Annotated in this window: 25 protein-coding genes and 1 tRNA gene; 19 read left to right on the top strand and 7 right to left on the bottom strand. The window is 62.2% G+C overall.

Annotated features, from left to right (window positions below; all coding sequences use genetic code 11):
* Nucleotides 1-32: 32 nt before the first annotated feature.
* The 10 genes from NKH04_RS12210 to glpK all read left to right on the top strand — a co-directional run bounded on the left by NKH04_RS12210 (nucleotide 33) and on the right by glpK (nucleotide 11858).
* Entirely contained in the window at nucleotides 33-1445 is a 1413-nt protein-coding gene (locus tag NKH04_RS12210) for a pyridoxal phosphate-dependent decarboxylase family protein (protein WP_352872383.1), read from the top strand.
* Nucleotides 1446-1573: 128 nt separating this feature from the next.
* Nucleotides 1574-2341, top strand: coding sequence for a DeoR/GlpR family DNA-binding transcription regulator (locus NKH04_RS12205; protein ID WP_023674889.1), 768 nt, complete (start codon nucleotides 1574-1576; stop codon nucleotides 2339-2341).
* A gap of 125 nt (nucleotides 2342-2466) precedes the next feature.
* Complete coding sequence (glpD, locus tag NKH04_RS12200) at nucleotides 2467-3993, top strand: glycerol-3-phosphate dehydrogenase (RefSeq protein WP_023674890.1); 1527 nt, start codon at nucleotides 2467-2469, stop codon at nucleotides 3991-3993.
* A gap of 39 nt (nucleotides 3994-4032) precedes the next feature.
* Complete coding sequence (locus NKH04_RS12195) at nucleotides 4033-5112, top strand: ABC transporter ATP-binding protein (protein ID WP_352682851.1); 1080 nt, start codon at nucleotides 4033-4035, stop codon at nucleotides 5110-5112.
* A gap of 9 nt (nucleotides 5113-5121) precedes the next feature.
* Nucleotides 5122-6189, top strand: coding sequence for an ABC transporter ATP-binding protein (locus tag NKH04_RS12190; RefSeq protein ID WP_352971248.1), 1068 nt, complete (start codon nucleotides 5122-5124; stop codon nucleotides 6187-6189).
* Between the two features lies 1 nt (nucleotide 6190).
* Nucleotides 6191-7057 carry a carbohydrate ABC transporter permease gene (locus tag NKH04_RS12185; protein WP_023674893.1) on the top strand — a complete coding sequence of 289 codons (867 nt, stop codon included), beginning with the start codon at nucleotides 6191-6193 and terminating at the stop codon, nucleotides 7055-7057.
* A gap of 1 nt (nucleotide 7058) precedes the next feature.
* On the top strand, nucleotides 7059-7973 hold the full coding sequence (locus NKH04_RS12180; RefSeq protein ID WP_502896460.1) for a carbohydrate ABC transporter permease: 915 nt from the start codon (nucleotides 7059-7061) through the stop codon (nucleotides 7971-7973).
* Between the two features lie 173 nt (nucleotides 7974-8146).
* A complete protein-coding gene (locus tag NKH04_RS12175) occupies nucleotides 8147-8413 on the top strand; it encodes a DUF2160 domain-containing protein (RefSeq protein ID WP_031193610.1) in 267 nt (88 codons plus the stop codon).
* A 78-nt stretch (nucleotides 8414-8491) separates the two neighbouring features.
* Nucleotides 8492-10219 (top strand): ABC transporter substrate-binding protein, encoded by a 1728-nt coding sequence (locus NKH04_RS12170; RefSeq protein WP_352971251.1) that lies wholly within the window; start codon nucleotides 8492-8494, stop codon nucleotides 10217-10219.
* Between the two features lie 145 nt (nucleotides 10220-10364).
* Nucleotides 10365-11858: a glycerol kinase GlpK gene (gene glpK, locus NKH04_RS12165; RefSeq protein ID WP_352971254.1), complete on the top strand. Its 1494-nt coding sequence runs from the start codon at nucleotides 10365-10367 to the stop codon at nucleotides 11856-11858.
* A 78-nt stretch (nucleotides 11859-11936) separates the two neighbouring features.
* Here glpK and NKH04_RS12160 read toward each other — a convergent pair whose 3' ends face one another.
* Nucleotides 11937-12398 (bottom strand): BA14K family protein, encoded by a 462-nt coding sequence (locus tag NKH04_RS12160; protein ID WP_352766632.1) that lies wholly within the window; start codon nucleotides 12396-12398, stop codon nucleotides 11937-11939.
* A 308-nt stretch (nucleotides 12399-12706) separates the two neighbouring features.
* Here NKH04_RS12160 and NKH04_RS12155 point away from each other — a divergent pair.
* Nucleotides 12707-12782: transfer RNA gene (locus NKH04_RS12155), tRNA-Lys, on the top strand.
* Nucleotides 12783-12870: 88 nt separating this feature from the next.
* On the opposite strand, the gene NKH04_RS12150 is transcribed toward NKH04_RS12155, so the two are convergent.
* Genes NKH04_RS12150 through NKH04_RS12130 form a run of 5 tightly spaced genes read right to left on the bottom strand, consistent with a single transcriptional unit; the run spans nucleotide 12871 to nucleotide 17328 of the window.
* Nucleotides 12871-13266: a hypothetical protein gene (locus tag NKH04_RS12150; RefSeq protein WP_352471679.1), complete on the bottom strand. Its 396-nt coding sequence runs from the start codon at nucleotides 13264-13266 to the stop codon at nucleotides 12871-12873.
* A 46-nt stretch (nucleotides 13267-13312) separates the two neighbouring features.
* Nucleotides 13313-14437 carry a DNA-processing protein DprA gene (dprA, locus tag NKH04_RS12145; RefSeq protein ID WP_352971258.1) on the bottom strand — a complete coding sequence of 375 codons (1125 nt, stop codon included), beginning with the start codon at nucleotides 14435-14437 and terminating at the stop codon, nucleotides 13313-13315.
* Nucleotides 14434-15021 (bottom strand): glycerol-3-phosphate 1-O-acyltransferase PlsY, encoded by a 588-nt coding sequence (plsY, locus tag NKH04_RS12140; protein WP_352455728.1) that lies wholly within the window; start codon nucleotides 15019-15021, stop codon nucleotides 14434-14436. Before plsY ends, dprA begins: the two co-directional genes overlap by 4 nt.
* 58 nt (nucleotides 15022-15079) lie before the next feature.
* Nucleotides 15080-16366 carry a dihydroorotase gene (locus tag NKH04_RS12135; protein ID WP_352816544.1) on the bottom strand — a complete coding sequence of 429 codons (1287 nt, stop codon included), beginning with the start codon at nucleotides 16364-16366 and terminating at the stop codon, nucleotides 15080-15082.
* Nucleotides 16366-17328: an aspartate carbamoyltransferase catalytic subunit gene (locus tag NKH04_RS12130; protein WP_352448791.1), complete on the bottom strand. Its 963-nt coding sequence runs from the start codon at nucleotides 17326-17328 to the stop codon at nucleotides 16366-16368. Before NKH04_RS12130 ends, NKH04_RS12135 begins: the two co-directional genes overlap by 1 nt.
* Nucleotides 17329-17483: 155 nt before the next feature.
* Here NKH04_RS12130 and NKH04_RS12125 point away from each other — a divergent pair, with 155 nt between their 5' ends.
* The 3 genes from NKH04_RS12125 (at nucleotide 17484) to NKH04_RS12115 (ending at nucleotide 20137) form a co-directional block, all read left to right on the top strand.
* Complete coding sequence (locus NKH04_RS12125; protein ID WP_352971264.1) at nucleotides 17484-19112, top strand: DNA alkylation response protein; 1629 nt, start codon at nucleotides 17484-17486, stop codon at nucleotides 19110-19112.
* Nucleotides 19113-19271: 159 nt separating this feature from the next.
* Nucleotides 19272-19826 (top strand): hypothetical protein, encoded by a 555-nt coding sequence (locus NKH04_RS12120; protein ID WP_352471674.1) that lies wholly within the window; start codon nucleotides 19272-19274, stop codon nucleotides 19824-19826.
* Nucleotides 19826-20137: a DUF6105 family protein gene (locus NKH04_RS12115; RefSeq protein ID WP_352471672.1), complete on the top strand. Its 312-nt coding sequence runs from the start codon at nucleotides 19826-19828 to the stop codon at nucleotides 20135-20137. Before NKH04_RS12120 ends, NKH04_RS12115 begins: the two co-directional genes overlap by 1 nt.
* Here the strand turns inward: NKH04_RS12115 and ruvX are convergent.
* On the bottom strand, nucleotides 20104-20589 hold the full coding sequence (gene ruvX, locus NKH04_RS12110) for a Holliday junction resolvase RuvX (protein WP_352471671.1): 486 nt from the start codon (nucleotides 20587-20589) through the stop codon (nucleotides 20104-20106). The two genes, NKH04_RS12115 and ruvX, sit on opposite strands and share 34 nt — an antisense overlap.
* Nucleotides 20590-20705: 116 nt before the next feature.
* Here ruvX and NKH04_RS12105 point away from each other — a divergent pair, with 116 nt between their 5' ends.
* From NKH04_RS12105 to NKH04_RS12085, 5 genes are all read left to right on the top strand, one after another.
* Nucleotides 20706-21413, top strand: coding sequence for a metal-dependent hydrolase (locus NKH04_RS12105; RefSeq protein ID WP_352471670.1), 708 nt, complete (start codon nucleotides 20706-20708; stop codon nucleotides 21411-21413).
* A 54-nt stretch (nucleotides 21414-21467) separates the two neighbouring features.
* Nucleotides 21468-21854 (top strand): hypothetical protein, encoded by a 387-nt coding sequence (locus tag NKH04_RS12100; RefSeq protein WP_352705865.1) that lies wholly within the window; start codon nucleotides 21468-21470, stop codon nucleotides 21852-21854.
* Between the two features lie 75 nt (nucleotides 21855-21929).
* Complete coding sequence (gene gatC / locus NKH04_RS12095; protein WP_023674910.1) at nucleotides 21930-22217, top strand: Asp-tRNA(Asn)/Glu-tRNA(Gln) amidotransferase subunit GatC; 288 nt, start codon at nucleotides 21930-21932, stop codon at nucleotides 22215-22217.
* Between the two features lie 7 nt (nucleotides 22218-22224).
* On the top strand, nucleotides 22225-22683 hold the full coding sequence (locus NKH04_RS12090; RefSeq protein WP_352471668.1) for a GNAT family N-acetyltransferase: 459 nt from the start codon (nucleotides 22225-22227) through the stop codon (nucleotides 22681-22683).
* Nucleotides 22683-24248 carry an amidase gene (locus NKH04_RS12085; protein ID WP_352613757.1) on the top strand — a complete coding sequence of 522 codons (1566 nt, stop codon included), beginning with the start codon at nucleotides 22683-22685 and terminating at the stop codon, nucleotides 24246-24248. Before NKH04_RS12090 ends, NKH04_RS12085 begins: the two co-directional genes overlap by 1 nt.
* Nucleotides 24249-24259 lie beyond the last annotated feature (11 nt).

The raw sequence follows: 24259 nt of genomic DNA, 5'->3' as shown, positions 1-24259 counted from the left end.
TCGCGGCTCGATGAGGCGCTACGGAGGCGAAGATGAATAGCAACGAATTCCGCGAATGGTCGCTGCGAGCGGCTGAATGGGGCGCCGACTACAGAAACAGCCTTCGCGAAAAACCGGTGCGGCCGCTTGTCGAGCCGGGCGAAATCTTCAAAAGCATCGATGCCGCGCCGCCGGAAGACGGCGAAACGATGCAGGCAATCTTCGCCGATTTCGAACAAAAGATCTTGCCGGGCATGACGCACTGGCAGCATCCGCGTTTCTTCGCCTATTTCCCGGCTAACGCGGCACCGGTCTCCGTCGTGGCCGAGTATCTGGTTTCCGCGATGGCCGCGCAATGCATGCTCTGGCAGACCTCGCCGGCGGCAACCGAGCTCGAGACGCGTGTCGTCGACTGGATGCGGCAGGCGCTTGGTTTGCCGGAGGGATTTTCCGGCGTCATGCAGGATTCGGCTTCATCGGCGACGCTTGCCGCCGTGCTGACAATGCGCGAGCGCGCGCTCGACTGGCAAGGCAACAAGAACGGCTTGCAAGGGCAGCCGGTCGTGCGGATCTATTCTTCCGACCAGGTCCATACTTCTATCGACCGGGCGATCTGGGTGTCGGGCATCGGCGAGGCGAACCTCGTGCGCATTCCGGTCGCCGGACGCTTCCGCGCCATGCAGACGGCGGCTCTGGAAGCCGCGATCGTTACCGACCGCGAAAACGGCATGCTGCCGGCGGGCATCATCGCCAGCGTCGGCGGCACAAGTACCGGCGGCACCGACAATGTGGCGGCTGTTGCCGAGGTGGCGAAGCGGCACGGGCTCTACCTGCATGTCGATGCCGCATGGGCCGGCTCCGCCATGATCTGCCACGAGTTCCGGCATTTCTGGACCGGCGCCGAAAATGCCGATTCCATCGTCTTCAACCCGCATAAATGGTTGGGGGCACAGTTCGATTGCTCGATGCAGTTCATCCGCCAGCCGGAAGAGCTGGTCCGCACGCTGGCGATCAAGCCCGAATTCCTGAAAACGCATGGCCGCGACGGGGTCATCAACTACTCCGAATGGTCGGTGCCGCTCGGACGGAGGTTCCGCGCTCTGAAACTTTGGTTCCTGCTGCGTGCGTATGGCTTGGAAAATCTGCGGAACATGATCCGCAACCATGTTGCCTGGAGCGAGAGCCTCGCCGCGCGGCTGGCTCGGGAACCGGATTTCGAGATCGTCACGGAACCCATGCTGTCGCTATTCTCATTCCGCCATCTCGCGGCTGCGGCCATCGACTCTGACGAGCACAATTTGCGGTTGGTCAGCGCGATCAACGATGACGGCCGCATTTACCTGACGCAGACCCGGGTGGACGGGCAGGTGGCGATCCGCTTTCAGGTCGGGCAGTTCGAAACGACTGCGGCGGACGTCGATACTGCTTTCTCGGTCATCACTGAGATCGCGCGGGGGCTGAGTTGATAGCCTCGTCGAGATTGCGCCGGAGCTTTTCTCGCTGCAGTCGCCCGATTTTCATTAGCCGGCCCATACCTGTTCATGGCTTTCGTTTTCAGCTATAGACGAGAAAAACGAAAATGAGAGGTTGCTAGATGTATCTGTCGCCGCGTCATTCCGAAATCATCCAGATGGCCAAGGACCATGGCCGCGTACTGGTCGAGGAGCTGGCGACGCATTTCAACGTGACGCCGCAGACGATCCGCAAGGATCTCAACGATCTCTGCGACCAGCGGCTTTTGTCCCGCATCCATGGCGGGGCATTGTTCCCCTCCGGCATCGAGAACATGGAATATGAGGCTCGGCGCAAGATCGCCGCCGAGGAGAAGGAGGCGATCGGCCGCGCAGCAGCCCGGCTGATCCCCGATAACGCGTCTCTATTCATCAATATCGGGACAACGACGGAAGCTGTCAGCAAGTCGCTGCTCGATCACAGCGGCCTGATGGTCATCACCAATAACATCAATGTTGCCAACAGGATGCGTATATATCCTTCGATCGAGGTGGTGATCGCCGGCGGTGTCGTGCGCGGTTCCGACGGCGGTGTGGTCGGCGAGGCCGCGGTCGATTTCATCAGGCAGTTCAAGGTCGATTTTGCGGTGATCGGCGCCTCGGCCATCGACCATGACGGCGCACTGCTCGACTTCGATTTTCGCGAGGTGAAGGTGGCTCAGGCGATCATCGCCAACGCCCGACATGTGATCCTGGTGTCGGACCAGACCAAATTCGAGCGCACCGCGCCCGTCCGCATCGGCCATCTGTCGCAGGTCAACACCTTTATCACCGATCGTTGCGACATCCCGTCGGTGCGTAAGATCTGCCAGGAGGCAGAAGTTCAGCTGATCGAAACGTCGCTCTCCTAGAGATGCCGTAGCGGCATCTTCCGCCCATCATATTTCGTTTGACATTCGTTATCATTTCGAAATAATTCCGCTACGGTTTCGCAAGAACCCAAAAATGCTGCAATGCGAAGTCGAGGGAGGATTCTTTGAGCGCATCACCGATTCATGACATTTTCGTCATCGGTGGCGGCATCAATGGCTGCGGCATCGCCCGCGATGCCGTTGGACGTGGCTTTTCGGTCTTTCTTGCCGAGATGAACGATCTGGCCAGCGGGACCTCTTCCGGCTCGACCAAACTGATCCATGGCGGCTTGCGCTATCTCGAATTCTACGAATTCCGCCTGGTACGCGAAGCGCTGATGGAACGCGAGGTCCTGTGGAGGAACGCGCCGCACATCATCTGGCCGATGCGCTTCGTGCTGCCATACGCCAAGGGGCTGCGTCCGGCCTGGCTGATCCGGCTCGGGCTTTTCCTCTACGACCATATTGGCGGGCGCAAATTGCTGCCGCCGACGAAAACGCTGGACATGGCTAAGGATCCGGCCGGCAAGCCGCTGAAGCCGCTGTTTCGAAAGGCGTTCGAATATTCGGACGGTTGGGTCAACGATGCCCGGCTGGTTGTGTTGAACGCCCGCGACGCTGCCGAACGCGGTGCAACCATTCGAACCCGAACAAAGGTCGTCAGCGCACGCCGCGAAGGCAATCTCTGGACGGTCAGGCTTGAAAATGTGCGGACCGGCGATACCGAGGAGGTCAAGGCGCGGCTGCTGGTCAATGCCGCCGGCCCGTGGGTCGATCAGGTGCTGTCGGCCACCGTCGGCTTGAACGACGTGCACAATGTCCGCCTCGTACAAGGCAGCCACATCGTCGTGGGCAAGAAATTCGACGACCCACGCGCCTATTTCTTTCAGAACAAGGACGGGCGCATCATTTTCGCCATCCCTTACGAGGACGAGTTCACGCTCATCGGCACCACCGACCGTGACTATCCCGGCGATCCGCACAACGTCAGGATCAATGACGCCGAGATCGACTATCTCTGCGCTGCGGCAAGCGAATATTTCGCGCAGCCGGTCAAGCCGTCGGATATCGTCTGGACCTATTCCGCGGTGCGACCGCTCTACGACGATGGCGCCTCAAAGGCGCAGGAAGCCACCCGAGACTATGTGCTGAAGGCCGATGGAGGCGAGGGTGCCGCCCCGATTGTCAACGCCTTTGGCGGCAAGATCACGACCTACCGCCGATTGTCGGAATCGATGCTTGAGAAGATCGAGGGTTTTCTCGGCAAGCGCGGCAAACCATGGACGGCAAACGCGCCGCTGCCCGGCGGTGACTTTCCCGTCACCGGCTTCGATGCCGAGGTGGCGAAACTGAAAACGGCGTACCCGTTCCTCGACGCCCGGCTGGCCCGCCGGTTGACCCGGCTCTACGGCACCCGCGCAAGGAAGCTGCTGGGCCTCGCCAAGTCGAACGTCGATCTTGGCCGCAACTTTGGCGCCGATCTCTACGAAGCCGAGGTGCGCTACCTCGTCGAAAACGAATGGGCGATGACTGCCGAGGATGTATTGTGGCGCCGGACCAAGCGCGGCCTGCGTCTCAGCCGTGAGCAGGCGGCAGTGCTCGACGAGTTCATGCGCGGAATAAGCCGGCAGCACGTGGCGGCTGCCGAATAGGAACGGCCGACTGATGGAGAAAGCCTGGGAGGAGGCATCATGCTTGAACTGAGAAACGTGACGAAGACGGTGGGTGCGGCGGAACATATCCGCGACGTCTCGCTGACGCTTCAGCACGGCTCGCTCAACGTCCTGCTCGGGCCGACGCTCTCCGGCAAGACCAGCCTGATGCGGCTGATGGCGGGCCTCGACGTGCCGACCTCGGGCTCGGTCTGGTTTGATGGCAAGGATGTCACCGGCATGCCGGTGCAAAAGCGCAACGTCGCCATGGTCTACCAGCAATTCATCAATTATCCGGCGATGACGGTCTACGAAAACATCGCCTCACCGCTGCGGGTGGCCGGCACTGAGCAGGCAACGATCGACAGGGAGGTGCGCAATGCCGCCGCCCTTCTCAAACTAACGCCCTATCTCGACCGGACGCCTCTCAGTCTGTCGGGCGGCCAGCAGCAGCGCACCGCGCTGGCCCGCGCGATCGTCAAGAATGCCAGCCTCGTGCTGCTCGACGAGCCGCTCGCCAATCTCGACTACAAGCTGCGCGAAGAATTACGCGCGGAACTGCCGAAAGTCTTCGCGGCCGCCGGTACAATCTTTGTGTATGCCACGACCGAGCCGCACGAAGCCTTGCTGCTCGGCGGCAACACGGCGACGCTTTCCGAAGGCAGCATCACCCAGTTCGGGCCGACCATCGAAGTGTTCCGCAAACCGGTTGATCTGGTGACGGCGAGAACCTTCGCCGATCCGCCGCTCAACACCATCGTGCTTGCCAAGAAGGGTCTGGATTTCCTGCTCGAGGGCGGCGTGAAATTGCCGGTGCCGGCGGAACTCTTCGGCATTGCCGATGCGATCTATACGATCGGCTTCCAGCCGCATCATTTGTCCCTCGATCGGCCCAACGCCGCCGCAGTGCCGGTGCGCGCAAAGGTGACGATCACCGAGATCACCGGATCGGAAAGCTTCGTCCATCTCGATTTTGCCGATGCGCGCTGGGTCATGCTGACCCATGGCATTCGCGACTTCGAGCCGGACGAGGAGGTCGAGGTGTTCATCGACCCGCGCCACATCATGGTCTTCGACGAGCACGGCCGTGCCGTGGCCGCGCCGAAGCTGGCGGCCTAGGAGGAAGCGATGGCGCGCATCGATGTTAATCATATCCGCCACTCCTATCTGCAGAACCCGCGCACGGATGCCGATTTCGCGCTGAAGGAAGTGCACCACACCTTCGAGGATGGCGGCGCTTATGCGCTGCTCGGCCCATCCGGCTGCGGCAAGACCACGCTGCTCAACATCATTTCGGGATTGCTGCATCCCTCGCATGGCCAGCTGCTGTTCAACGGCAGGGACGTGACCAATCTGTCGACCCAAGAGCGCAACATCGCCCAGGTCTTCCAGTTCCCGGTGATCTACGACACGATGACCGTCTACGACAATCTGGCGTTCCCGCTGCGCAATCGCGGCGTGCCGGAGCCCGACGTCGACCGCAAGGTGCGCGAGACGCTGGAGATGACCGGGCTGGCCGATATGGCCAAACGAAAGGCGCGCGGACTGACCGCCGACCAGAAGCAGAAGATCTCGCTCGGGCGCGGGCTGGTGCGCTCCGACGTCAACGCCATCCTGTTCGACGAGCCTTTGACAGTCATCGACCCGCATATGAAATGGGTGCTGCGCTCGCAGTTGAAGCAGCTTCACCGCCGCTTCGGTTATACGATGGTCTATGTCACGCACGACCAGACCGAGGCGTTGACCTTCGCCGACAGGGTGGTCGTCATGTATGACGGCGAAATCGTGCAGATCGGCACACCGGCAGAGCTGTTCGAGCGCCCGCGCCACACCTTTGTCGGCTATTTCATCGGCTCGCCCGGCATGAATGTCATGCCGGTGGCGATCGACGGCAAGACAGCGAAGCTGGGCTCGCAGCAGATCGAACTGCCGGGCGTGCCCAAGGCGGGCGGCGGCGCCATCGAACTCGGCATCCGTCCCGAATATGTGCGCCTAGGCAGCCAGGGCATGGCCGTCCGGATCAGGAAGGTCGAGGACGTCGGCCGCCACAAGGTGGTCCGTGCCAATCTTGAAGGGCGCGAGATCGCCGCCGTCATCGGCGAGGACGAGACAGTTCCGGCTGATCCGAAGGTGCGGTTCGACCCGGCCGGCATCAACATCTATGCCAATTCCTGGCGCGTCGAGATGGGAGCCTGAAGTGGAAAAGACCTGGAACAACAGAGCCTGGTTCCTGGTGCTGCCGGTGCTGCTGCTGGTGGCGTTCTCGGCGGTCATACCGCTGATGACGGTCGTCAATTATTCGGTGCAGGACACTTTCGGCAATAACGTCTTCTTCTGGGCCGGCACGGAATGGTTCGAGGAACTGCTTTCCTCCAGCCGCTTCTGGCAGGCGATGATCCGCAACCTTGTCTTCTCCTTCATCATCCTGGCGATCGAAGTGCCGCTCGGCATCTTCATTGCGCTCAATATGCCGAAGAAGGGTTGGGGCGTGCCTGTTTGCCTTGTTTTGATGGCGTTGCCGCTGCTGATCCCGTGGAACGTCGTCGGCACCATCTGGCAGGTGTTCGGGCGCAACGACATTGGCCTGCTCGGCTATTACGTCAACGCGCTCGGCATCGACTATAATTATGTGCAAGACCCATACGACGCCTGGGTCACGGTCATCATCATGGACGTCTGGCATTGGACCAGCCTCGTCGTTCTGCTCTGCTATGCCGGCCTGGTCTCGATCCCGGATGCCTTTTATCAGGCGGCCAAGATCGACGGTGCCTCGCGCTGGGCGGTGTTCCGCTACATCCAGCTGCCGAAGATGAACCGCGTGCTGCTGATCGCCGTGCTGCTGCGCTTCATGGATAGCTTCATGATCTACACCGAACCGTTCGTGGTGACCGGCGGCGGACCCGGCAACTCGACGACCTTTCTTTCGATCGATCTCGTCAAGACGGCGCTCGGCCAGTTCGACCTCGGCCCGGCGGCGGCGATGTCGCTGGTCTACTTCCTTATCGTCCTGTTGTTGTCATGGGTGTTCTACACCGTGATGACCAATTACGACGCGGAGCGTTGAGATGAGCCGCACCGAAGAGAGAGCCGACAGGGTGAGCGAGACGACAGCTTCGGAAGGGCTCGCCAGCAGGCTACGGCAGGACGAGATCGCACGGCTGATGCGCCGTCGCGGCGAGGAGTCGCGTTGGTGGTGGATCGTGCCGACGCTCTACATCATCGTTCTGCTTTTGCCGATCTACTGGCTCATCAATATGAGCTTCAAGACCAATGGCGAGATCGTCTCGTCGCTGACGCTCTACCCGCACGCACCGACATTGGCGAATTACCGCACCATCTTCACCGACGCGTCCTGGTATTCGGGCTACATCAACTCGATCACCTATGTGGTTATGAACATGGTGATTTCGGTGGCTGCGGCACTGCCTGCTGCCTATGCCTTTTCGCGCTATCGCTTCCTCGGCGACAAGCATCTGTTCTTCTGGCTGCTGACCAACCGCATGGCGCCGCCGGCGGTGTTCGCGCTGCCATTCTTCCAGCTTTATTCGGCCTTCGGCCTTATCGACACCCACATCGCCGTGGCTCTGGCGCATTGCCTGTTCAACGTGCCGCTGGCGGTGTGGATCCTCGAAGGCTTCATGTCGGGCGTGCCCAAGGAGATCGACGAGACCGCCTATATCGACGGCTATTCGTTCCCGCGCTTCTTCATCAAGATCTTCATGCCGCTGATTGCGAGCGGCATCGGCGTGGCGTGCTTCTTCTGCTTCATGTTCTCGTGGGTGGAGCTCTTGATCGCCCGTACGCTGACGACAACCGATGCCAAGCCGATCGCCGCGACCATGACCCGCACCGTTTCGGCCGCCGGCATGGATTGGGGGCTGCTCGCCGCAGCCGGCGTGCTGACGCTGATTCCCGGCGCGCTCGTCATCTGGTTTGTGCGCAACTACATCGCCAAGGGCTTTGCCCTGGGGAGGGTATGATGGAGAAGGTCGACAGAAGCCCATGGTGGTGGGCCGTGCTGCTTCTCGCTCTGGTCGTCGTGGCCTGGGTGGCACTTCAAATCGATTTCGTGGCAATAACGGTAGGCTTCAGCGATCCGGCTAATATCCGCCTGTGGGGATTTAACCTCTCGTCCAACCTCGATTTTTCGTGGATGGCCTGGACGTGGCCGACCGCGGCCTTCTTTGGAACCATCTTTCTGCTGCTTTGTGGCATGGCGGTGTGGGAATACGTCTCGCCGGGCGGCAATCCGCGCGTCGGCGTGCTGCGGTTCGAAACGACGCGCGGCGACCGCCTGTTCCTGTCGCTGCTTGGCAGCGCCTTTATCCATCTCGCTTGGCTGGGTCTAGTCGGACCCAATCTGTGGTGGGCTCTCGCTCTCTCCGTGGTCTACGCCGTCGGCGTGTTCCGCTACGTATAGAGGGGGAAACTGTTGGAACGGCGGCGTGCCGGCCGCCGATCCAGATCGCACTTTGAACTTTAACAGTGGAGGAAATACATGCGACGGCAATTCTTGACATCAACAACTGCGCTTGTCCTATTGCTCGGGGCAAGCAATGCCTATGCCGGAATGGACGAGGCCAAGGCCTTCCTCGATAAGGAAATCGGGCCCCTTTCGACGCTTTCGCGCGCCGACCAGGAAGCCGAGATGCAATGGTTCATCGATGCCGCGAAACCTTTCGCCGGCATGGATATCAAGGTGGTTTCCGAAACCATCGCCACGCATCAGTATGAATCGCAGGTGCTGGCGCCGGCCTTTACGGCCATCACCGGCATCAAGGTTACGCATGACGTCATCCAGGAAGGCGACGTCGTCGAGAAGATCCAGACCCAGATGCAGACCGGCCAGAACCTCTATGACGGTTGGGTCAACGATTCCGATCTGATCGGCACGCACTGGCGCTACCAGCAGGTGCGCAACCTGACCGACTGGATGGCAGGCGACGGCAGGGATGTCACCAACCCGAATCTCGACCTGAAGGATTTCATCGGCACTTCGTTCACCACCGCGCCCGACAAGAAACTCTACCAACTTCCCGACCAGCAGTTCGCCAACCTCTACTGGTTCCGTTACGACTGGTTCAACGACGAGAAGAACAAGGCAGACTTCAAGGCCAAATACGGCTACGACCTTGGCGTGCCGGTGAACTGGTCGGCCTATGAGGACATTGCAGCGTTCTTCACCGGGCGTGAGATCGACGGCAAGAAGGTCTACGGCCATATGGACTATGGCAAGAAGGACCCGTCGCTCGGCTGGCGGTTCACGGACGCCTGGCTGTCGATGGCCGGCAATGGCGACAAGGGCATTCCGAACGGTCTGCCCGTCGACGAATGGGGCATCAAGGTCGACGAGAATTCGCGTCCGGTCGGTTCCTGCACGGCGCGCGGCGGCGACACCAATGGTCCGGCTTCCGTCTATGCCATCCAGAAGTACCTCGATTGGCTGAAGGCCTATGCACCGGCGGAAGCCCAAGGCATGACCTTCTCCGAATCGGGGCCAGTTCCGGCGCAGGGCGCGGTTGCCCAGCAGATCTTCTGGTACACCGCCTTCACCGCCAGCATGGTCGACGCCAGCGCCAAGGCGGTGCTGAACGACGACGGCACGCCGAAGTGGCGCATGGCGCCGTCGCCGCATGGCGTCTACTGGAAGGACGGCATGAAGCTCGGCTATCAGGACGTCGGTTCCTGGACGCTGATGAAGTCGACGCCGACCGACCGCGCCAAGGCCGCCTGGCTCTACGCGCAGTTCGTCACCTCGAAGACGGTCGACGTGAAGAAGAGCCATGTCGGCCTGACCTTCATCCGCGAGAGCACGATCCACGACAAGAGCTTCACCGAACGTGCGCCAAAGCTCGGCGGCTTGATCGAGTTCTACCGCTCGCCGGCACGCGTCCAGTGGTCGCCGACCGGCACCAACGTGCCGGACTATCCGAAGCTGGCACAGCTCTGGTGGCAGGCGATCGGCGATGCTTCGTCGGGCGCCAAGAGCGCGCAGGAAGCGATGGACTCGCTCTGCGCCGAGCAGGAAAAGGTGATGAGCCGCATCGAGAAGTCGGGCGTCCAGGGCGATATTGGCCCGAAGATGGCCGAAGAGCATGACCTCGCCTACTGGAATGCGGACGCGGTCAAGAAGGGCAATCTCGCTCCTCAGCTCAAGATCGAGAACGAGAAGGAAAAGCCGGTCACCATCAACTACGACGAGCTGGTGAAAAGCTGGCAGCAATAGGACCGTTTGATGCGGGCGTCCGCGCCCGCATCGCCACGCTCAGGGGAGGCGGCATGTTGCCGTCTCCCCTGTTTGCGTGAACGGCTCCGCGCCATCTGGCGTCGAGACATCGTAGCACCTTGAATTCGCTTCGACGGGAGAGAGAATGACCGGATATATCCTTGCAATTGACCAGGGGACGACATCGAGCCGGGCGATCCTGTTCGACGACAAGATGAAGGTCGTCGGCAGCGGGCAAAAGGAATTCACCCAATATTATCCGGCCTCCGGCTGGGTCGAGCACGATCCCGAGGAGATCTGGTCGAGTGTCGTGGAAACGGTAGAGGCTGCGCTGAAGACAGCCGGCCGCAACGCAGCGGAAGTCGCCGCGATCGGCATCACCAACCAGCGCGAAACCGTCGTCATCTGGGACAAGGAGACCGGCAAGCCGATCCACAACGCGATTGTCTGGCAGGACCGCCGCACCGCGCCGCTATGCCAGAAACTGAAGAAGCTGGGGCTGGAGAAGAAATTCACGAAAAAGACCGGCCTGCTGCTCGATCCCTATTTCTCCGGCACCAAGATCGCCTGGATGCTGGACAAGGTGAAGGGCGCCAGAAAACGCGCCGAGAAGGGCGAACTGCTGGCCGGCACCATCGACAGTTTTTTGATCTGGCGGCTGACCGGCGGCAATATCCACGCCACTGACGCCACCAATGCCTCGCGCACGCTGGTCTACAACATCGAACAAAACGCCTGGGATGACGAGCTGCTGGCCGTTCTTGGCATACCTGCAAGAATGCTGCCGCAGGTGAAAGATTGTGCCGATGATTTTGGAATAACCGACAAAAGCCTGTTTGGTGCAGAGATCAGAATCCTCGGTGTGGCCGGCGACCAGCATGCGGCGGCAATCGGCCAGGCCTGTTTCGAGCCAGGCATGATGAAGTCGACCTACGGCACCGGTTGCTTTGCGCTGCTCAACACCGGAAGCGATCTCGTGCGTTCTAAGAACCGGCTTTTGACCACCATCGCCTACAGGCTGAACGGCAAGACCACCTATGCGCTGGAGGGCTCGATCTTTATCGCCGGCGCCGCCGTGCAATGGCTGCGGGACGGCATCAAAGTGATCGGCAAGGCCGAGCAGAGCGGCAAATTGGCGGCGGAAGCCGATCCAACGCAGAACGTCTATCTGGTGCCGGCTTTCGTCGGGCTCGGCGCACCGCACTGGGATGCCGAGGCGCGCGGCGCCATCTTCGGGCTGACCCGCAATTCGGGGCCGGCGGAATTTGCCCGCGCGGCACTGGAATCCGTTGCGTTCCAAACGCGCGATCTGCTTGACGCCATGCGCCGGGACTGGAAAGGCGCCTCGGTCAAGACCGTGCTCAGGGTCGATGGCGGCATGGTGGCGTCGGACTGGACGATGCAGCGGCTGGCCGACATTCTCGATGCGCCGGTCGACCGGCCGACAATTCTCGAGACGACAGCACTCGGTGCGGCTTGGCTGGCCGGCTCGAAGGCGGGTGTCTGGCCGAAGGCCGCGGAATTCGCCAGGAGCTGGGCGCTCGAGCGCCGGTTCAAGCCGGACATGGATGCTTCGACACGTGCCGCCAAGCTGGCAGGTTGGCGCCACGCTGTGCGCAGGACGCTAAGTGCGCAATAGGCAGGGATGCCACCGGATTCGCACTAATGAAAAACCCGCGCCGTTGCGGGCGCGGGCTTGCAGCCTCTAATCTGGGACTCAGTAAGGCGACCGGCACTGCCGGCGCGGACCGTAGTTGGGCTGGTAAGTGTTGTCAGAAGCGCGATAGCTCCGATAATGATCATAGCACCACTGCACGTGGGCATCGCCACGATAGACACGATTCTGGTTGACAATCGCGCCGGTGATCAGCGCTCCGGTAGCAAACGCGGCCAGCGGGAACCAGAAGTCGCCGTGGCGGCGGTAGCCGGGACGGTAGTAGCGATAGCCGCGATGGCCACGCCAGTACATGCCGTCGTCACGCGAAAAATTGCGACGCGAGAAATCGCGATTGAAACCCCGGTGCCTCCGCCACGGCTCGTACTGGACGGTCTGGACATTCGAGGTGAGCCCCTGGGCAGGGGGCGCATAGCTGGGCTGAGCGTTGACTGGCACGATCTCCGCGGCAGCGAATGAGATCGAAAGGGTGGTCGCCAGCAGGCCCGACATGATCCTATTCATGATCTTCTCCTTGAAACGCGTGTCCCTTGTCGCGGAAAAACGGACAGGCTGCGCAAATTGTTCCGCCAAAAATCCCAAGTTGCTGATCTGCAAAGGTTCTCTCGATTCGCTGCTTGCGCTTGTCCCGCAAAGCGCGAGCTTCGGCCTTGCGCTAGAGGGAGGCAGTTCCGTCAACGCCGAAGCGCACCGCACGGCATGATGACGCCGCAGGAAAGTCCGGTTTGGGAGCCGTCTTTTTCCGGTTGACCGGCAGAGGCACTCTCCCTATGTTCCGCGCAATTTCGAGGGCGGCCTTTCTGAGCCCGCGGGAGCGCGTAGCTCAGCCGGTAGAGCAACTGACTTTTAATCAGTAGGTCATGGGTTCGAATCCCATCGCGCTCACCAAAATCAAGATTGTCCAACCCGGAGACATAGGTAACAGATTGTACCTAAGACATGGGTGACAACCTCGTGCCGAACGCATGCAGTGGCTTTAGCCGCCCGCCCCATCGTCCATCATCGTGCCGGTGAGCGCCTCATACGCTCTGCTGCACAGCTGTGAATGCGGACAATCCTTCAAGATAAGCACTGGCACCACGGTGAGAACCGCTGCGGCAAGGATTTGCAGGCAAAGACCGACGGCGCTTACCTTCCTGCCGAACACACCGGCCAGGAAAAAGTAGAGACCCTGGGCCATGCAGGCTGCCGTCAGAATGCCCAGAAGCGTGCTGGTCGCTCTTGCGAAGGGCGTTATGTAGCCGTCGGGAAAACCCGACATGCCGAGATCCATCGACCATTGCAGCGCCAGCATGACACTCAGTGCTGACCAGACGAGGGCCGTCATACGAGTGAACAGCATCTGCTTTGGTTTGTTGCTCGGATCGGCCATCGGAATCACGTCGGGATTGCTTGCGGTGACATGCGCAAGCTCTCGGTCAGATCAGCGAGACGTTGCCGCCGGGATGGCGTTCGAGCCGTCCGGCGAGGTCGAGCTCCAGCAGCACCATGAACACTTGAGCGGGATGCAGGCCGGTGTGACGGATGATCTCGTCGACTGCTACCGGCGTCGGGCCGAGCGCCTCGACGACGCGGTCGCGGTCGTCCTCGCGCGGCGGCGGTGTTGCTGAAAAGTCGGGCGGCTCTTCAAGCGGCGATGTCCTTGGCGACCAGCCGCCGACCAGCGGCGCTATCGCACTGGTGATATCGGCGGCCTCGGTGACAAGGATGGCGCCGTCCTTGAGCAGGCCATTGGTGCCGGCAGCGCGCGGATCGAGCGGCGAACCGGGAACGGCGAAAACCAGCCGGCCCATCTCGCCGGCAAGCCGGGCGCTGATCAGTGAGCCGGAGCGCTGTGCGGCCTCGACCACCACCAATCCCAATGCAGCACCGGCGACGAGCCGGTTGCGGCGCGGAAAATCCTGTGCGCGTGGCTGCCAGCCAAACGGCATTTCGGAAATGATGGCGCCGCCGCGCTCGGCGATCTCGTCGCACAGGCCGGCATTTTCGGGCGGGTAGGGCAAATCGAGGCCGCCGGCGAGCACGCCGATTGTGCCAGTCGCAAGGCTGCCCTGGTGCGCGGCCGTATCGATGCCGCGCGCCAGGCCGGAGACGATGCCATAGCCGTCGCGGCCAAGATCCGCCGCCAGCATCCGCGCCATCTTGATGCCGGCCAGCGATGCGTTGCGAGCGCCGACGATGGCGACCGCTGGCAAGCGGAACACCGCGCTATTGCCCCTGACCGCGAGCAGCGGCGGCGGATGATCCATGCTTTTCATCAGCGGCGGATAATCCGCTTCGCCGATGCCGACGAAGCGGGCGCCAGCCCGCCGGGCGGTCTCCAGCTCCGCCTCGGCCTCGGCAATGGACGGGATGCGGACGATTTTTTTGGCGCCACCCGAAATCATCAGCTCGGGCAGCATCGATAGCGCTGCTTCGGCCGAACCGAACCGGTTGATCAGGTCGCGAAAGGAAGCCGGGCCGACATTCGGCGTGCGGATCAGACGAAGCCAGCTCAGCCGCTGCCGGTCGCTGAGGCGCGGCCCGGCGTCGGGCTCGCTCACTCCTTGGCCCCGATCTTACCCTCGGTGCCGGCAAGCAGCCGCGCAATGTTGGCGCGGTGCTTTACGATGACGATTAGGCTCATCGCCGCGAAAAGCCCGGCAATCTGCGGCGTGCTCAGGAAATACAGCGCCATGGGCACCACGACTGCTGCCGTCAGTGCCGCAAGCGAGGAGAAGCGGAACAGGAAGGCCACCGCCAGCCAGACGACGGCGAAGATCAGCGCCGCCTGCCAGGCAAGGCCGATCAGCACGCCAAGGTAAGTGGCGACACCCTTGCCCCCCTTGAAGCCGAGCCAGACCGGAAAGAGATGACCTAAAAACGCGCCGAAGCCGGCCCAAAGTCCGAGCTCGGGCGCAAAGCGGCCTGCGATCAGCACCGCCGCGGTGCCTTTAAGGGCGTCGAGCAGAAGCGTGGCCGCGGCCAAGCTCTTGTTGCCGGTGCGCAGCACATTGGTGGCGCCGATGTTGCCGGAGCCGATGTTGCGCACGTCGCCGAGGCCGGCGGCACGGGTGATCAGCAGGCCAAACGGGATCGAGCCGAGAAGATAGCCGAACACCAATGCCAAGACGGGACTGTAAGCCATTGTTCCCCCGAACTTTCCTTGGCTGAGCGGATTTTAAGCCGTGACGCCTGTTTTCGTCCTAGGCCGAAAACACTGTGCGGCCCGCCACCATCGTTTGCAAGACCTTGCCTTGCAGTCGTGCGCCTTCGAAACAGGTGTTTTTCGAGCGTGAGCGGATGCCGCTCTCGCTGACGACCCATGGCTCGTCCAGATCGACGAGCGCAAGGTCGGCCAATGCCCCCGGTTTCAGCGTGCCGCCGGGCAGGCCGAACAATCTTGCCGGCGCGGTCGACAGTGTCTCGACCAGCCGGAGCAGCGTCACGTCGCCATTGTGATAGAGCCGCAGCGCTGCGCCTAGCAGCGTTTCCAGCCCGATGGCGCCGGCCGCGGCATCGGCAAAGGGCAGGCGCTTGGTGTCGACGTCCTGCGGGTCGTGGGAGGAGACGATGAGGTCGATGGTGCCGTCCTTGATCGCTTCGATCATCGCCAGCCGGTCTTCCTCGGCGCGCAGCGGCGGCGTCAGCCGGAAGAAGGTGCGGTACTCGCCGACATCATTCTCGTTGAGCGACAGATTGTGGATCGACACGCCTGATGTGACATTGGCGCCATCGGCTTTCGCGCGTGCTACCGCGCTTGCCGCCATAGCCGTCGAAATCTTGGCAGCGTGATAGGCGCCGCCGGTCAGGCGAGCCAACGCGAGATCGCGCTCCAAGGGGATCGATTCGGCTTCGCGCGGAATGCCGGCAAGGCCAAGCCAGCTTGCGTAAAGGCCTTCGTTCATCACGCCGGCCGAAGCGAGGTCGGCGTCTTGGGTTTCATGCGCGATGACGCCACCGAAATCGCGCGCATAGGTCAGCGCGCGGCGCATCACCAGCGCGCTGGCAATAGAATGCCGGCCATCGGTGAAGGCGACCGCGCCGGCCTCGCGCAGCAGGCCGAATTCGGTCATCTCGCGGCCTTCCAGCCCCTTGGTGATCGCTGCTGCCGGCAAGATGTTGACGATGGCGGTGTCCTTGGCGGTGCGCAGCACGAACTCGACCAGTGCGACATTGTCGATCACCGGGTCGGTATCGGGCATCATGACGATTGAGGTGACGCCGCCGGCCGCCGCAGCGATGCTCGCCGAAGCAATGGTCTCCCGGTGTTCGCCGCCGGGTTCGCCGATGAAGACGCGCGCGTCGATCAATCCGGGGATGATAGTCTTGCCGGCGCAGTCGATGATGGTGGCGCCGTCGGGCGCGCCCTGGTTCAAGGCCGCCTTGCCGGCGGCAACGATTTTGCGGCCTTCAACGATGACGGTGCCGACCTCATCGATGCCGCGCGACGGGTCGACGATGTGGGCCCGGCGGAAGACCGTAATGCTCATTAGGCGCGGCCCTCGTGATTTCGACGGGGGTCGAGCAGCGCTTCCATAACCGCCATGCGCACGGCGACGCCCATCTCAACCTGTTCCTGGATAACGCTTTGCGGGCCGTCGGCGATCTCGGAGGCGATCTCGACGCCGCGGTTCATCGGGCCGGGATGCATGACCAGCGCACCGTCCTTGGCCGCCTTCAGCTTCTCCGCGTCGAGGCCGAAATAGCGGAAATATTCGCGCACCGACGGTACGAAAGCGCCTTCCATGCGTTCGCGCTGCAGGCGCAGCATCATTACCACGTCGGCGTCCTTCAGACCCTCGGCCATGGAACGTGTGACGATGACGCCCATCTTCTCGATGCCGGCGGGCAAAAGCGTCGAAGGGGCGACGACCCTGACCTGGGCACCAAGCGCGTTGAGCAGGATGATGTTGGAGCGGGCCACGCGCGAATGCAGGATGTCGCCGCAGATCGCCACGATCAGCTTCGAGAGCGGACCCTTGACACGGCGGATGGTCAGTGCGTCGAGCAGCGCCTGGGTAGGGTGCTCATGGGCGCCGTCGCCGGCATTGACCACCGAACAGCCGACTTTTTGGGCAAGAAGTGCTGCCGCGCCGGCCGATTGATGGCGGATGATCAATATGTCGGGACGCATGGCATTCAGCGTCATCGCCGTATCGATCAGCGTCTCGCCCTTTTTCACCGACGAACTCGCTACGGACATGTTCATGACGTCGGCGCCGAGCCGTTTGCCGGCCAGCTCGAATGACGATTGCGTACGGGTCGAGGCTTCGTAGAAGAGATTGATTTGAGTGCGGCCGCGCAGCGTCGATGTCTTCTTGTCCGACTGCCGCGAGATGGCAACGGCCCTGTCCGCCCGGTCGAGCAGAAGCTCGATGTCGGCAGGGGAAAGGTCGCGGATGCCCAGAAGATGGCGGTGGGGATAAAGTGGCAGGGACGATGCGTCGGTCATCTCAAGTCGCTGCTATAGGGGGGAGGCTCCGCGGCTGCAAGCACTGGCTTGGGATTGGATTGGTTCTCCCCGGTATTTTCGTCGCGCGCCGCCGGCCATAGGCTATAAACCGCGATGACTTTGGATTCGCAGACTTCAGGTGATAAGGACGAAGCGTGACCGACGACGTGACCAACCAGCCGCCGCCGCTGGCCGGCGGCAACGCCTGGCGGGGCGATCCGTTGCTGATCCAGCTAGCCGAGCGCTTTTCCGATCCGGTGCGCAAGGACCTCGACGGGCTTGGCCGTTTCGTTCTGACCCATGAGGCGCAGGAACTGGCCCGTCTTGCCAATGTCGAGACGCCGAAGCTCAGGACCCACGACCGCCAGGGCCGGCGCATCGACCAGGTCGAGTTTCACCCCGCCTATCACGCACTGATGCGCCGCTCAGTCGCCAACGGGCTGCATTCGTCGGTCTGGGAGAATGGCGATGCCGAGATAGGCCGCCGCCATCAGGTGCGCGCCGCGCGCTTTTACCTCACGGCTGAGCTCGAGACCGGGCATCTCTGCCCGATCACCATGACCAGCGCTTCGCTGGCGGCGCTGATGGCCAGCCCGAAGCTGTTTCGCGAATGGGCGCCCCGGGTGACGACGCGCAAATACGATCAAAGCCAAAAGCCGCCGGTCGAAAAAGCCGGGCTGACACTCGGCATGGGCATGACCGAGAAGCAAGGCGGCACCGATGTCCGCGCCAACGTCACCAGGGCGGAGCGCGCGGGCAGCGGGTTTTATCGCCTGACCGGCCACAAATGGTTCATGTCGGCGCCGATGTCGGATGCCTTCCTGGTGCTCGGACAGGCGCCGGAGGGACTGTCGTGCTTTCTTGTTCCCCGCCTGCTCGGCGACGGATCCGGCAACGGCTTCCGCTTTCAGCGGCTGAAGGACAAGCTCGGCAACCGCTCCAATGCCTCGTCGGAGGTGGAATTCGTCAACGCTATCGGCGAGATGGTCGGCGAGCCGGGCGCGGGCGTGAAGACGATCATGGACATGGTGACCCTGACGCGGCTCGACTGTGCCGTCGCCTCATCGGCGATCATGCGGGCCGGACTGGCCGAGGCCGTCCACCACACGCGTCACCGCAAGGTGTTTGGAACCAATCTGGTCGAGCAGCCGCTGATGCAGCGTGTGCTGGCCGATATGGCGCTCGACGTTGCCGCCGCTACCGCGCTGTCGTTCCGGCTGGCGCGCTCCTTCGACGAGGCGGCCGGCGACCGCGGCGAGGCGGCCTTCGCGCGCGCCATGACGCCGGTCGTCAAATACTGGGTCTGCAAGATTGCGCCGCCGCTGCTCTATGAAGCGATGGAGTGCCTCGGCGGCAATGGCTATGTCGAGGAGGGGCCGCTCGCCCGCTACTATCGCGAAGCTCCGGTCAACGCGATCTGGGAGGGATCCGGCAACGTCATGGCGCTCGACGTGCTACGTGTGCTGGGGCGTGCACCCGGCCTGTTCGATGACGTGCTGGCCGGCATCGACCGCGATCTCGGCGCCGGCGGACGCGGCACCGTCGGCGTGCTCAAGGCGGCAATGCAGGTCGCTGCAACCGACGAGGGCTCGGCGCGGCTCTTGACCGAGCAATTGGCATTGTCAGCGGCGGCGGCAGAGCTTCGCAGGCTCGGGGCAGGGCGGATCGCCGACGCCTTCGTCGAAACGCGCCTCGCCGGCCAGTGGCGCAATACCTATGGCATGATCGATTCCCGCCATGATGCGCGCATGATCATCGATACGCTCTACCCGCCGATCAACTAAGGGCCGTCGCCCAATTCGCAGCCGCTCTCGCGAGCCTTTGGATGGCCGTTAACCTTAACGAATGGTTTCCATTGCGGCGGCCGGTGGCAAAGCCCAGTGTTATGGTTAAGGCAAGGATTGTTCAGCTTGAGCGGCTTTGCCCTGCGAAGCAGGAGCGTCATGCGGCATATTCTGAGCTCTTTTCTGGCATTGCATTGGGCGGCCGTTTTCGCCCTGCTGGCGTTCATTTGCATCGACGGGAATCGAGGCGTGGCGACGGCCCTTGGCGTACTGGGCGTTCCCGTCCAGAACACTCGATTTGCCGATCTCGAAAACGCCGTCGTCGTGGCGCCGCTCGCCGTGGCACTGCTTGTCGTCGCGGTGCTGTTCTGCTGGGCCTTTGTTGAAGCACTGACCAGCGACACGACCAACCCGGATCCCGCCGACAGCGTCATGCGAATCGCCTTCATTTCCGCCTTAGGCGTGCTGTCGCTGATCGTCATCGGCGGCGCCGCGCAAGGCATCAATGGGCTGTTCATGATTGTCGCGGTGCAATTGGCGGCACTTCTGGCGTCCTATGTCGCGGTGCTCGCGGAGCGGCGGTCGACCGTTGCCGCGGCAGCTCCAGGGACCGGCGAAATCCGAGCGGCCGCGCATGTCATGGCCAAGGCAGCGGCGCATAATTCCTCGCTTGCCCGCATTTCCGGCCGGCTGGATTCGAGGGATGACCGCTGATGCGCACCTTGTTCGCGCTGTGGGCGGCTCCGCTCCTCTTGTTTTGGGGCTGGTTCTTTCTGTCGCTCAACGACATCAATTTCGGCTATGTCATGCTGAGCCGCCAATTACACGATCTCGTCTTCCAGCTCTATGGACAGATGCTGGGCGTCGATCCGGCGCTCATTCCGGGCATGGTGGCGAAAGCTTGCGTATTCGACGGCGTGCTGCTGGTGGCGTTCTGGGCATTTCGCCGCCGCAAGACGATTGGTGGCTGGATCACGGCGATGCGCAACCGCTATTTCGACCAGGCATCGACGCCGAGCGCCTGAAGCCGGTCGAGAACGCCCTGGAGGATGAAAGCGGCCGCCGCTGAATCGATCTTGCCGGCGCGTTTCTTGCGGGAAAAATCCATCTCGATCAGTGTTCGCTCGGCCGCCACCGTCGACAGCCTTTCGTCCCAAAAGACGAACGGCAGATCGGTCAATCCAGCCATGTTGCGGACGAAAGCGCGGGATTTTTGGGCGCGCGGGCCTTCCGAGCCGTCCATGTTGATGGGGAGGCCGATTGCCACGGCGCCGGCATTCTCCTTCTGCAATAGGGCGAGCAGCACTGCGGCATCGAGCGAGAATTTCCTGCGCATGATGACGGGGCGCGGGTGCGCGAACGACAAGCCGCGGTCCGAAACCGCCACGCCGATCGTTTTGTCGCCAAGGTCGAGACCGGCCAGGGTCTTGCCGCCGCCCAGCCGGGCCGGCAACTCCTCGATGGTGATGATGCCCAACGGCTTTTCCTTTGACCGCGACGCCGCACGTCCTATACGCGCAAAGCGTGCGCGGCACTTTAATTTCGCCGTCGGCGTTCTATCCTCTACCGAAGCAAAAATCGAGGAAAGCATTGATGAAACTGACCTGGTACGGACATTCGGCATTCAGAATCGAAATCGAAGGCGCGAAAATCCTCATCGACCCCTATCTGGTCGGCAATCCGTCATGGGCGGGCGGCTGGGAAGGGCCGGCCGAAGGGATCACGCACGTGTTGCTCACCCATGGCCACAGTGACCACATCAGCGGCGCCGTCGAAGTGCTCAAGAAGAGCGGCGCGATGCTGGTCGCCAATTTCGAGATTTGCATGTACCTGGTCGGCAAGGGTGTCGGTGACAAGCAGATCAATCCCGGCAATATCGGCGGCACCGTCGATTGCGGCGGCTTCACCACCACCTTCGTTCAGGCTCTGCATTCATCGTCCTTTCCGGGCGAGGGTGGCCAGAATACCTATCTCGGCAATCCGGGCGGGCTCGTCCTGCACTTTCCCGAGGACAAGACGCTTTATCATATGGGCGACACCGACATTTTTTCCGACATGGCGCTGATCAACGAGTTGCACGAACCGAAGATCGGCATCGTGCCGATCGGCGACCGCTTCACCATGGGTGGCGCGGTAGCAGCCCTTGCCTGCCAGCGTTTCTTCAAGTTCGAGACGGTCGTTCCCGCTCACTTCGGCACATTTCCGATGATCGATCAGACTGCCGACAAATTCGTGGCCGGGCTGGATGGATCGGGTGTGAAAGTTGCGTTGCCGAAGATCGGCGAGACGATTACGCTGTAAAGAAAGCCGGTCCGGAACGATACGATGCGCTTGAGAAATTCTCTTTGCATTTCAATGCTGGTTGCCGCGTCGCCGACGCTGGCCGCGGAAAATTTCATCGAGGGCGTCTATCTGCAATCGGAGGACCTCTGCGCGCAGGCCAAAAAGGATACGCTGCAGACGGTGATCGAGGGCGGCAATATCGTGCTGTCGGCAAATGGCCTGGAAAGCATCGAATATAATTGTGAATTCCTGCAGATCACCAAAGCGACACGCTCACCGAGCTGGGCGGTGACCGCTATATGCCAGGAGCCGGGCTACGTCTTTCCCGATGTTCTCTCACTGACACAGATGAGCCCGAAGCAGATCGACCTGGTATCGGTTCGGCCTGCCGCCGACGAAGGCGAGCAGAGCGGCAACGGCGGCAGTTATTTCCTCTGCGACGGCGTGGCGATGCCATAGGGCAGTTGAAGGCACGATGCATGTTGCGTGGCACGCGCCGCGCCGCTATAGCGCTGGTTTTCCCGAGGCACAAACATGTCCGTTGATATAAAAACTGTGAAGCGCGTCGCGCATCTTGCCCGTATTGCGGTGAGCGAGGAGGATGCAGAGCGCATGACCGGCGAATTGAACGCCATTTTGGGCTTTGTCGAGCAGTTGAACGAGGTCGATGTTTCCGGCGTCGAGCCGATGACCTCGGTCACGCCGATGGCAATGAAAAAGCGCCAGGACGTCGTCACCGACGGCGGCAAGGCAGCCGACATCGTCGCCAATGCACCGGCGACCGAAGAAAATTTCTTCCTTGTGCCGAAGGTCGTGGAGTAGCAGGCCGATGGCAATCGACATCGCGGCTGAGACGCCGCTGCAGGACGATGTGCGTGGGCTGGTCGAGGAGCTCAACGCCACATTGCTGGAGCTGACGCCGCCGGAGCATTGCTACCATTTGACGGTCGAGCAGATGGCGGACCGCGACACGACCGTCTTCATCGCCCGCGACAACGGCCTTGCCATCGGTTGCGGCGCACTGAAGCGCCACGATGCTGTCGTCGGCGAGGTCAAGCGCATGTATACGCGACCTTCGCATCGCGGCCGCAAGATCGGCGCGAAGATTGTCGAGCGTATCGAGGCGCTGGCGCGCCAAGAAGGGCTTAAGCGTCTGGTTCTGGAGACGGGCGACCGTCATCCCGCCGCCTGGACCGTCTACGAACGCGCCGGTTTTTCGCGTTGCGGGCCGGTGCTGAATTATCCCGATTCCGAGTGGTCGGTGTTTTACGAAAAGAGCCTTGCCTGATGAGCGACCTTACCCAGCTGACGATTTCGCAGGCCCGCGCCAAATTGCGCTCCAGAGAGATCACAGCCACCGAAATCACCGAGGCTTATCTATCGGCGGTCGAGCGAGCCAATCCGGCGCTCAATGCCTACGTCGTGGTCACCGACGACAAGGCGCGCGACATGGCCAAGACCTCCGACGCGAAACTGGCCAAGGGCGAGGGCGGGTCGCTCGAGGGTATCCCGCTCGGCATCAAGGATTTGTTCGGCACCGAAGGCGTCCACACCCAGGCCTGCAGCCATGTGCTGGACGGCTTCAAGCCGCGCTACGAATCGACGGTCACCGCCAATCTGTGGGCGGATGGTGCCGTCATGCTCGGCAAGCTCAACATGGACGAGTTCGCCATGGGCTCGTCCAACGAGACCTCGCATTACGGGCCGGTCATCAACCCGTGGCGGCGTTCGCGCCTCGACACGGTTGTGATGCCGACGACACATCAGGGCGAGGGCGGCTTCGTTTCGGCGGGCGGCACCAGGACCGCGCGCACGTTGGACAATGCCCAACTGGTGCCGGGCGGTTCGTCCGGAGGCTCGGCATCAGCGGTCTCGGCCTTCCTGTGCGCCGGCGCCACCGCCACCGATACCGGCGGCTCGATCCGCCAGCCCGCCGCCTTCACTGGCACAGTCGGCATCAAGCCGACCTATGGCCGCTGCTCGCGCTGGGGGATCGTAGCTTTCGCCTCTTCGCTCGACCAGGCCGGGCCGATCGCGCGCGACGTCCGCGATGCCGCGATCCTGTTGAAGTCGATGGCTTCGGTCGACCCGAAGGACACGACGTCCGTCGACCTGCCGGTGCCGGACTACGAGGCGGCGATCGGCCGCCCGATCAAAGGCATGAAGGTCGGCATCCCAAAGGAATATCGTGTCGACGACATGCCCGCGGAGATCGAGGCGCTGTGGCAGAAAGGCATTGCCTGGCTGCGGGATGCCGGCGCCGAGATCGTCGATATCTCGCTGCCGCACACAAAATACGCGCTGCCGGCCTATTACATCGTGGCGCCGGCCGAAGCCTCGTCCAACCTCGCCCGTTACGATGGCGTCCGCTATGGCTTGCGCGTGCCCGGCAAGGACATTGTCGACATGTATGAAAAGACCCGCGCCGCCGGCTTCGGGCGGGAGGTCAAGCGCCGCATCATGATCGGCACCTATGTGCTTTCCGCCGGCTACTACGATGCCTACTATCTGCAGGCGCAGAAGGTTCGAACCCTGATCAAGCGTGACTTCGAAAATGTGTTTGCAGCAGGCGTCGACGTCATCCTGACGCCGGCAACACCTTCCGCTGCCTTCGGCATCGCCGACGAGGACATGGCCGCCGACCCGGTCAAGATGTATCTCAATGACATTTTTACGGTGACGGTGAACATGGCCGGCTTGCCCGGTATAGCGGTTCCAGCCGGGCTCGACGCCAAGGGGCTGCCGCTCGGCCTGCAGCTGATCGGCCGGCCTTTCGACGAGGAAACGCTGTTCCAGACTGCCCACGTCATCGAAAAGGCGGCCGGCACATTTCAGCCGGAAAAATGGTGGTAGGATCGTTTCTC

It is taken from the genome of Mesorhizobium sp. M1365, assembly GCF_040317865.1.
In the GTDB taxonomy this organism is placed as follows: domain Bacteria; phylum Pseudomonadota; class Alphaproteobacteria; order Rhizobiales; family Rhizobiaceae; genus Mesorhizobium.
Note: the sequence above shows the minus strand (reverse complement) of the source record. Positions and strands in the feature narration are given on the sequence as shown.

Excerpts from the sequence above, each read along its gene's own strand:
- NKH04_RS12210 (WP_352872383.1), top strand. The coding sequence starts at position 33 with ATGAATAGCAACGAATTCCGCGAATGGTCGCTGCGAGCGGCTGAATGG.
- NKH04_RS12205 (WP_023674889.1), top strand. The coding sequence starts at position 1,574 with ATGTATCTGTCGCCGCGTCATTCCGAAATCATCCAGATGGCCAAGGAC.
- NKH04_RS12195 (WP_352682851.1), top strand. The coding sequence starts at position 4,033 with ATGCTTGAACTGAGAAACGTGACGAAGACGGTGGGTGCGGCGGAACAT.
- NKH04_RS12190 (WP_352971248.1), top strand. The coding sequence starts at position 5,122 with ATGGCGCGCATCGATGTTAATCATATCCGCCACTCCTATCTGCAGAAC.
- NKH04_RS12180 (WP_502896460.1), top strand. The coding sequence starts at position 7,059 with ATGAGCCGCACCGAAGAGAGAGCCGACAGGGTGAGCGAGACGACAGCT.
- NKH04_RS12175 (WP_031193610.1), top strand. The coding sequence starts at position 8,147 with ATGGCCTGGACGTGGCCGACCGCGGCCTTCTTTGGAACCATCTTTCTG.
- NKH04_RS12170 (WP_352971251.1), top strand. The coding sequence starts at position 8,492 with ATGCGACGGCAATTCTTGACATCAACAACTGCGCTTGTCCTATTGCTC.
- glpK (WP_352971254.1), top strand. The coding sequence starts at position 10,365 with ATGACCGGATATATCCTTGCAATTGACCAGGGGACGACATCGAGCCGG.
- NKH04_RS12160 (WP_352766632.1), bottom strand. The coding sequence starts at position 12,398 with ATGAATAGGATCATGTCGGGCCTGCTGGCGACCACCCTTTCGATCTCA.
- NKH04_RS12150 (WP_352471679.1), bottom strand. The coding sequence starts at position 13,266 with ATGGCCGATCCGAGCAACAAACCAAAGCAGATGCTGTTCACTCGTATG.
- plsY (WP_352455728.1), bottom strand. The coding sequence starts at position 15,021 with ATGGCTTACAGTCCCGTCTTGGCATTGGTGTTCGGCTATCTTCTCGGC.
- NKH04_RS12135 (WP_352816544.1), bottom strand. The coding sequence starts at position 16,366 with ATGAGCATTACGGTCTTCCGCCGGGCCCACATCGTCGACCCGTCGCGC.
- NKH04_RS12130 (WP_352448791.1), bottom strand. The coding sequence starts at position 17,328 with ATGACCGACGCATCGTCCCTGCCACTTTATCCCCACCGCCATCTTCTG.
- NKH04_RS12120 (WP_352471674.1), top strand. The coding sequence starts at position 19,272 with ATGCGGCATATTCTGAGCTCTTTTCTGGCATTGCATTGGGCGGCCGTT.
- NKH04_RS12115 (WP_352471672.1), top strand. The coding sequence starts at position 19,826 with ATGCGCACCTTGTTCGCGCTGTGGGCGGCTCCGCTCCTCTTGTTTTGG.
- NKH04_RS12105 (WP_352471670.1), top strand. The coding sequence starts at position 20,706 with ATGAAACTGACCTGGTACGGACATTCGGCATTCAGAATCGAAATCGAA.
- NKH04_RS12100 (WP_352705865.1), top strand. The coding sequence starts at position 21,468 with ATGCTGGTTGCCGCGTCGCCGACGCTGGCCGCGGAAAATTTCATCGAG.
- gatC (WP_023674910.1), top strand. The coding sequence starts at position 21,930 with ATGTCCGTTGATATAAAAACTGTGAAGCGCGTCGCGCATCTTGCCCGT.
- NKH04_RS12090 (WP_352471668.1), top strand. The coding sequence starts at position 22,225 with ATGGCAATCGACATCGCGGCTGAGACGCCGCTGCAGGACGATGTGCGT.
- NKH04_RS12085 (WP_352613757.1), top strand. The coding sequence starts at position 22,683 with ATGAGCGACCTTACCCAGCTGACGATTTCGCAGGCCCGCGCCAAATTG.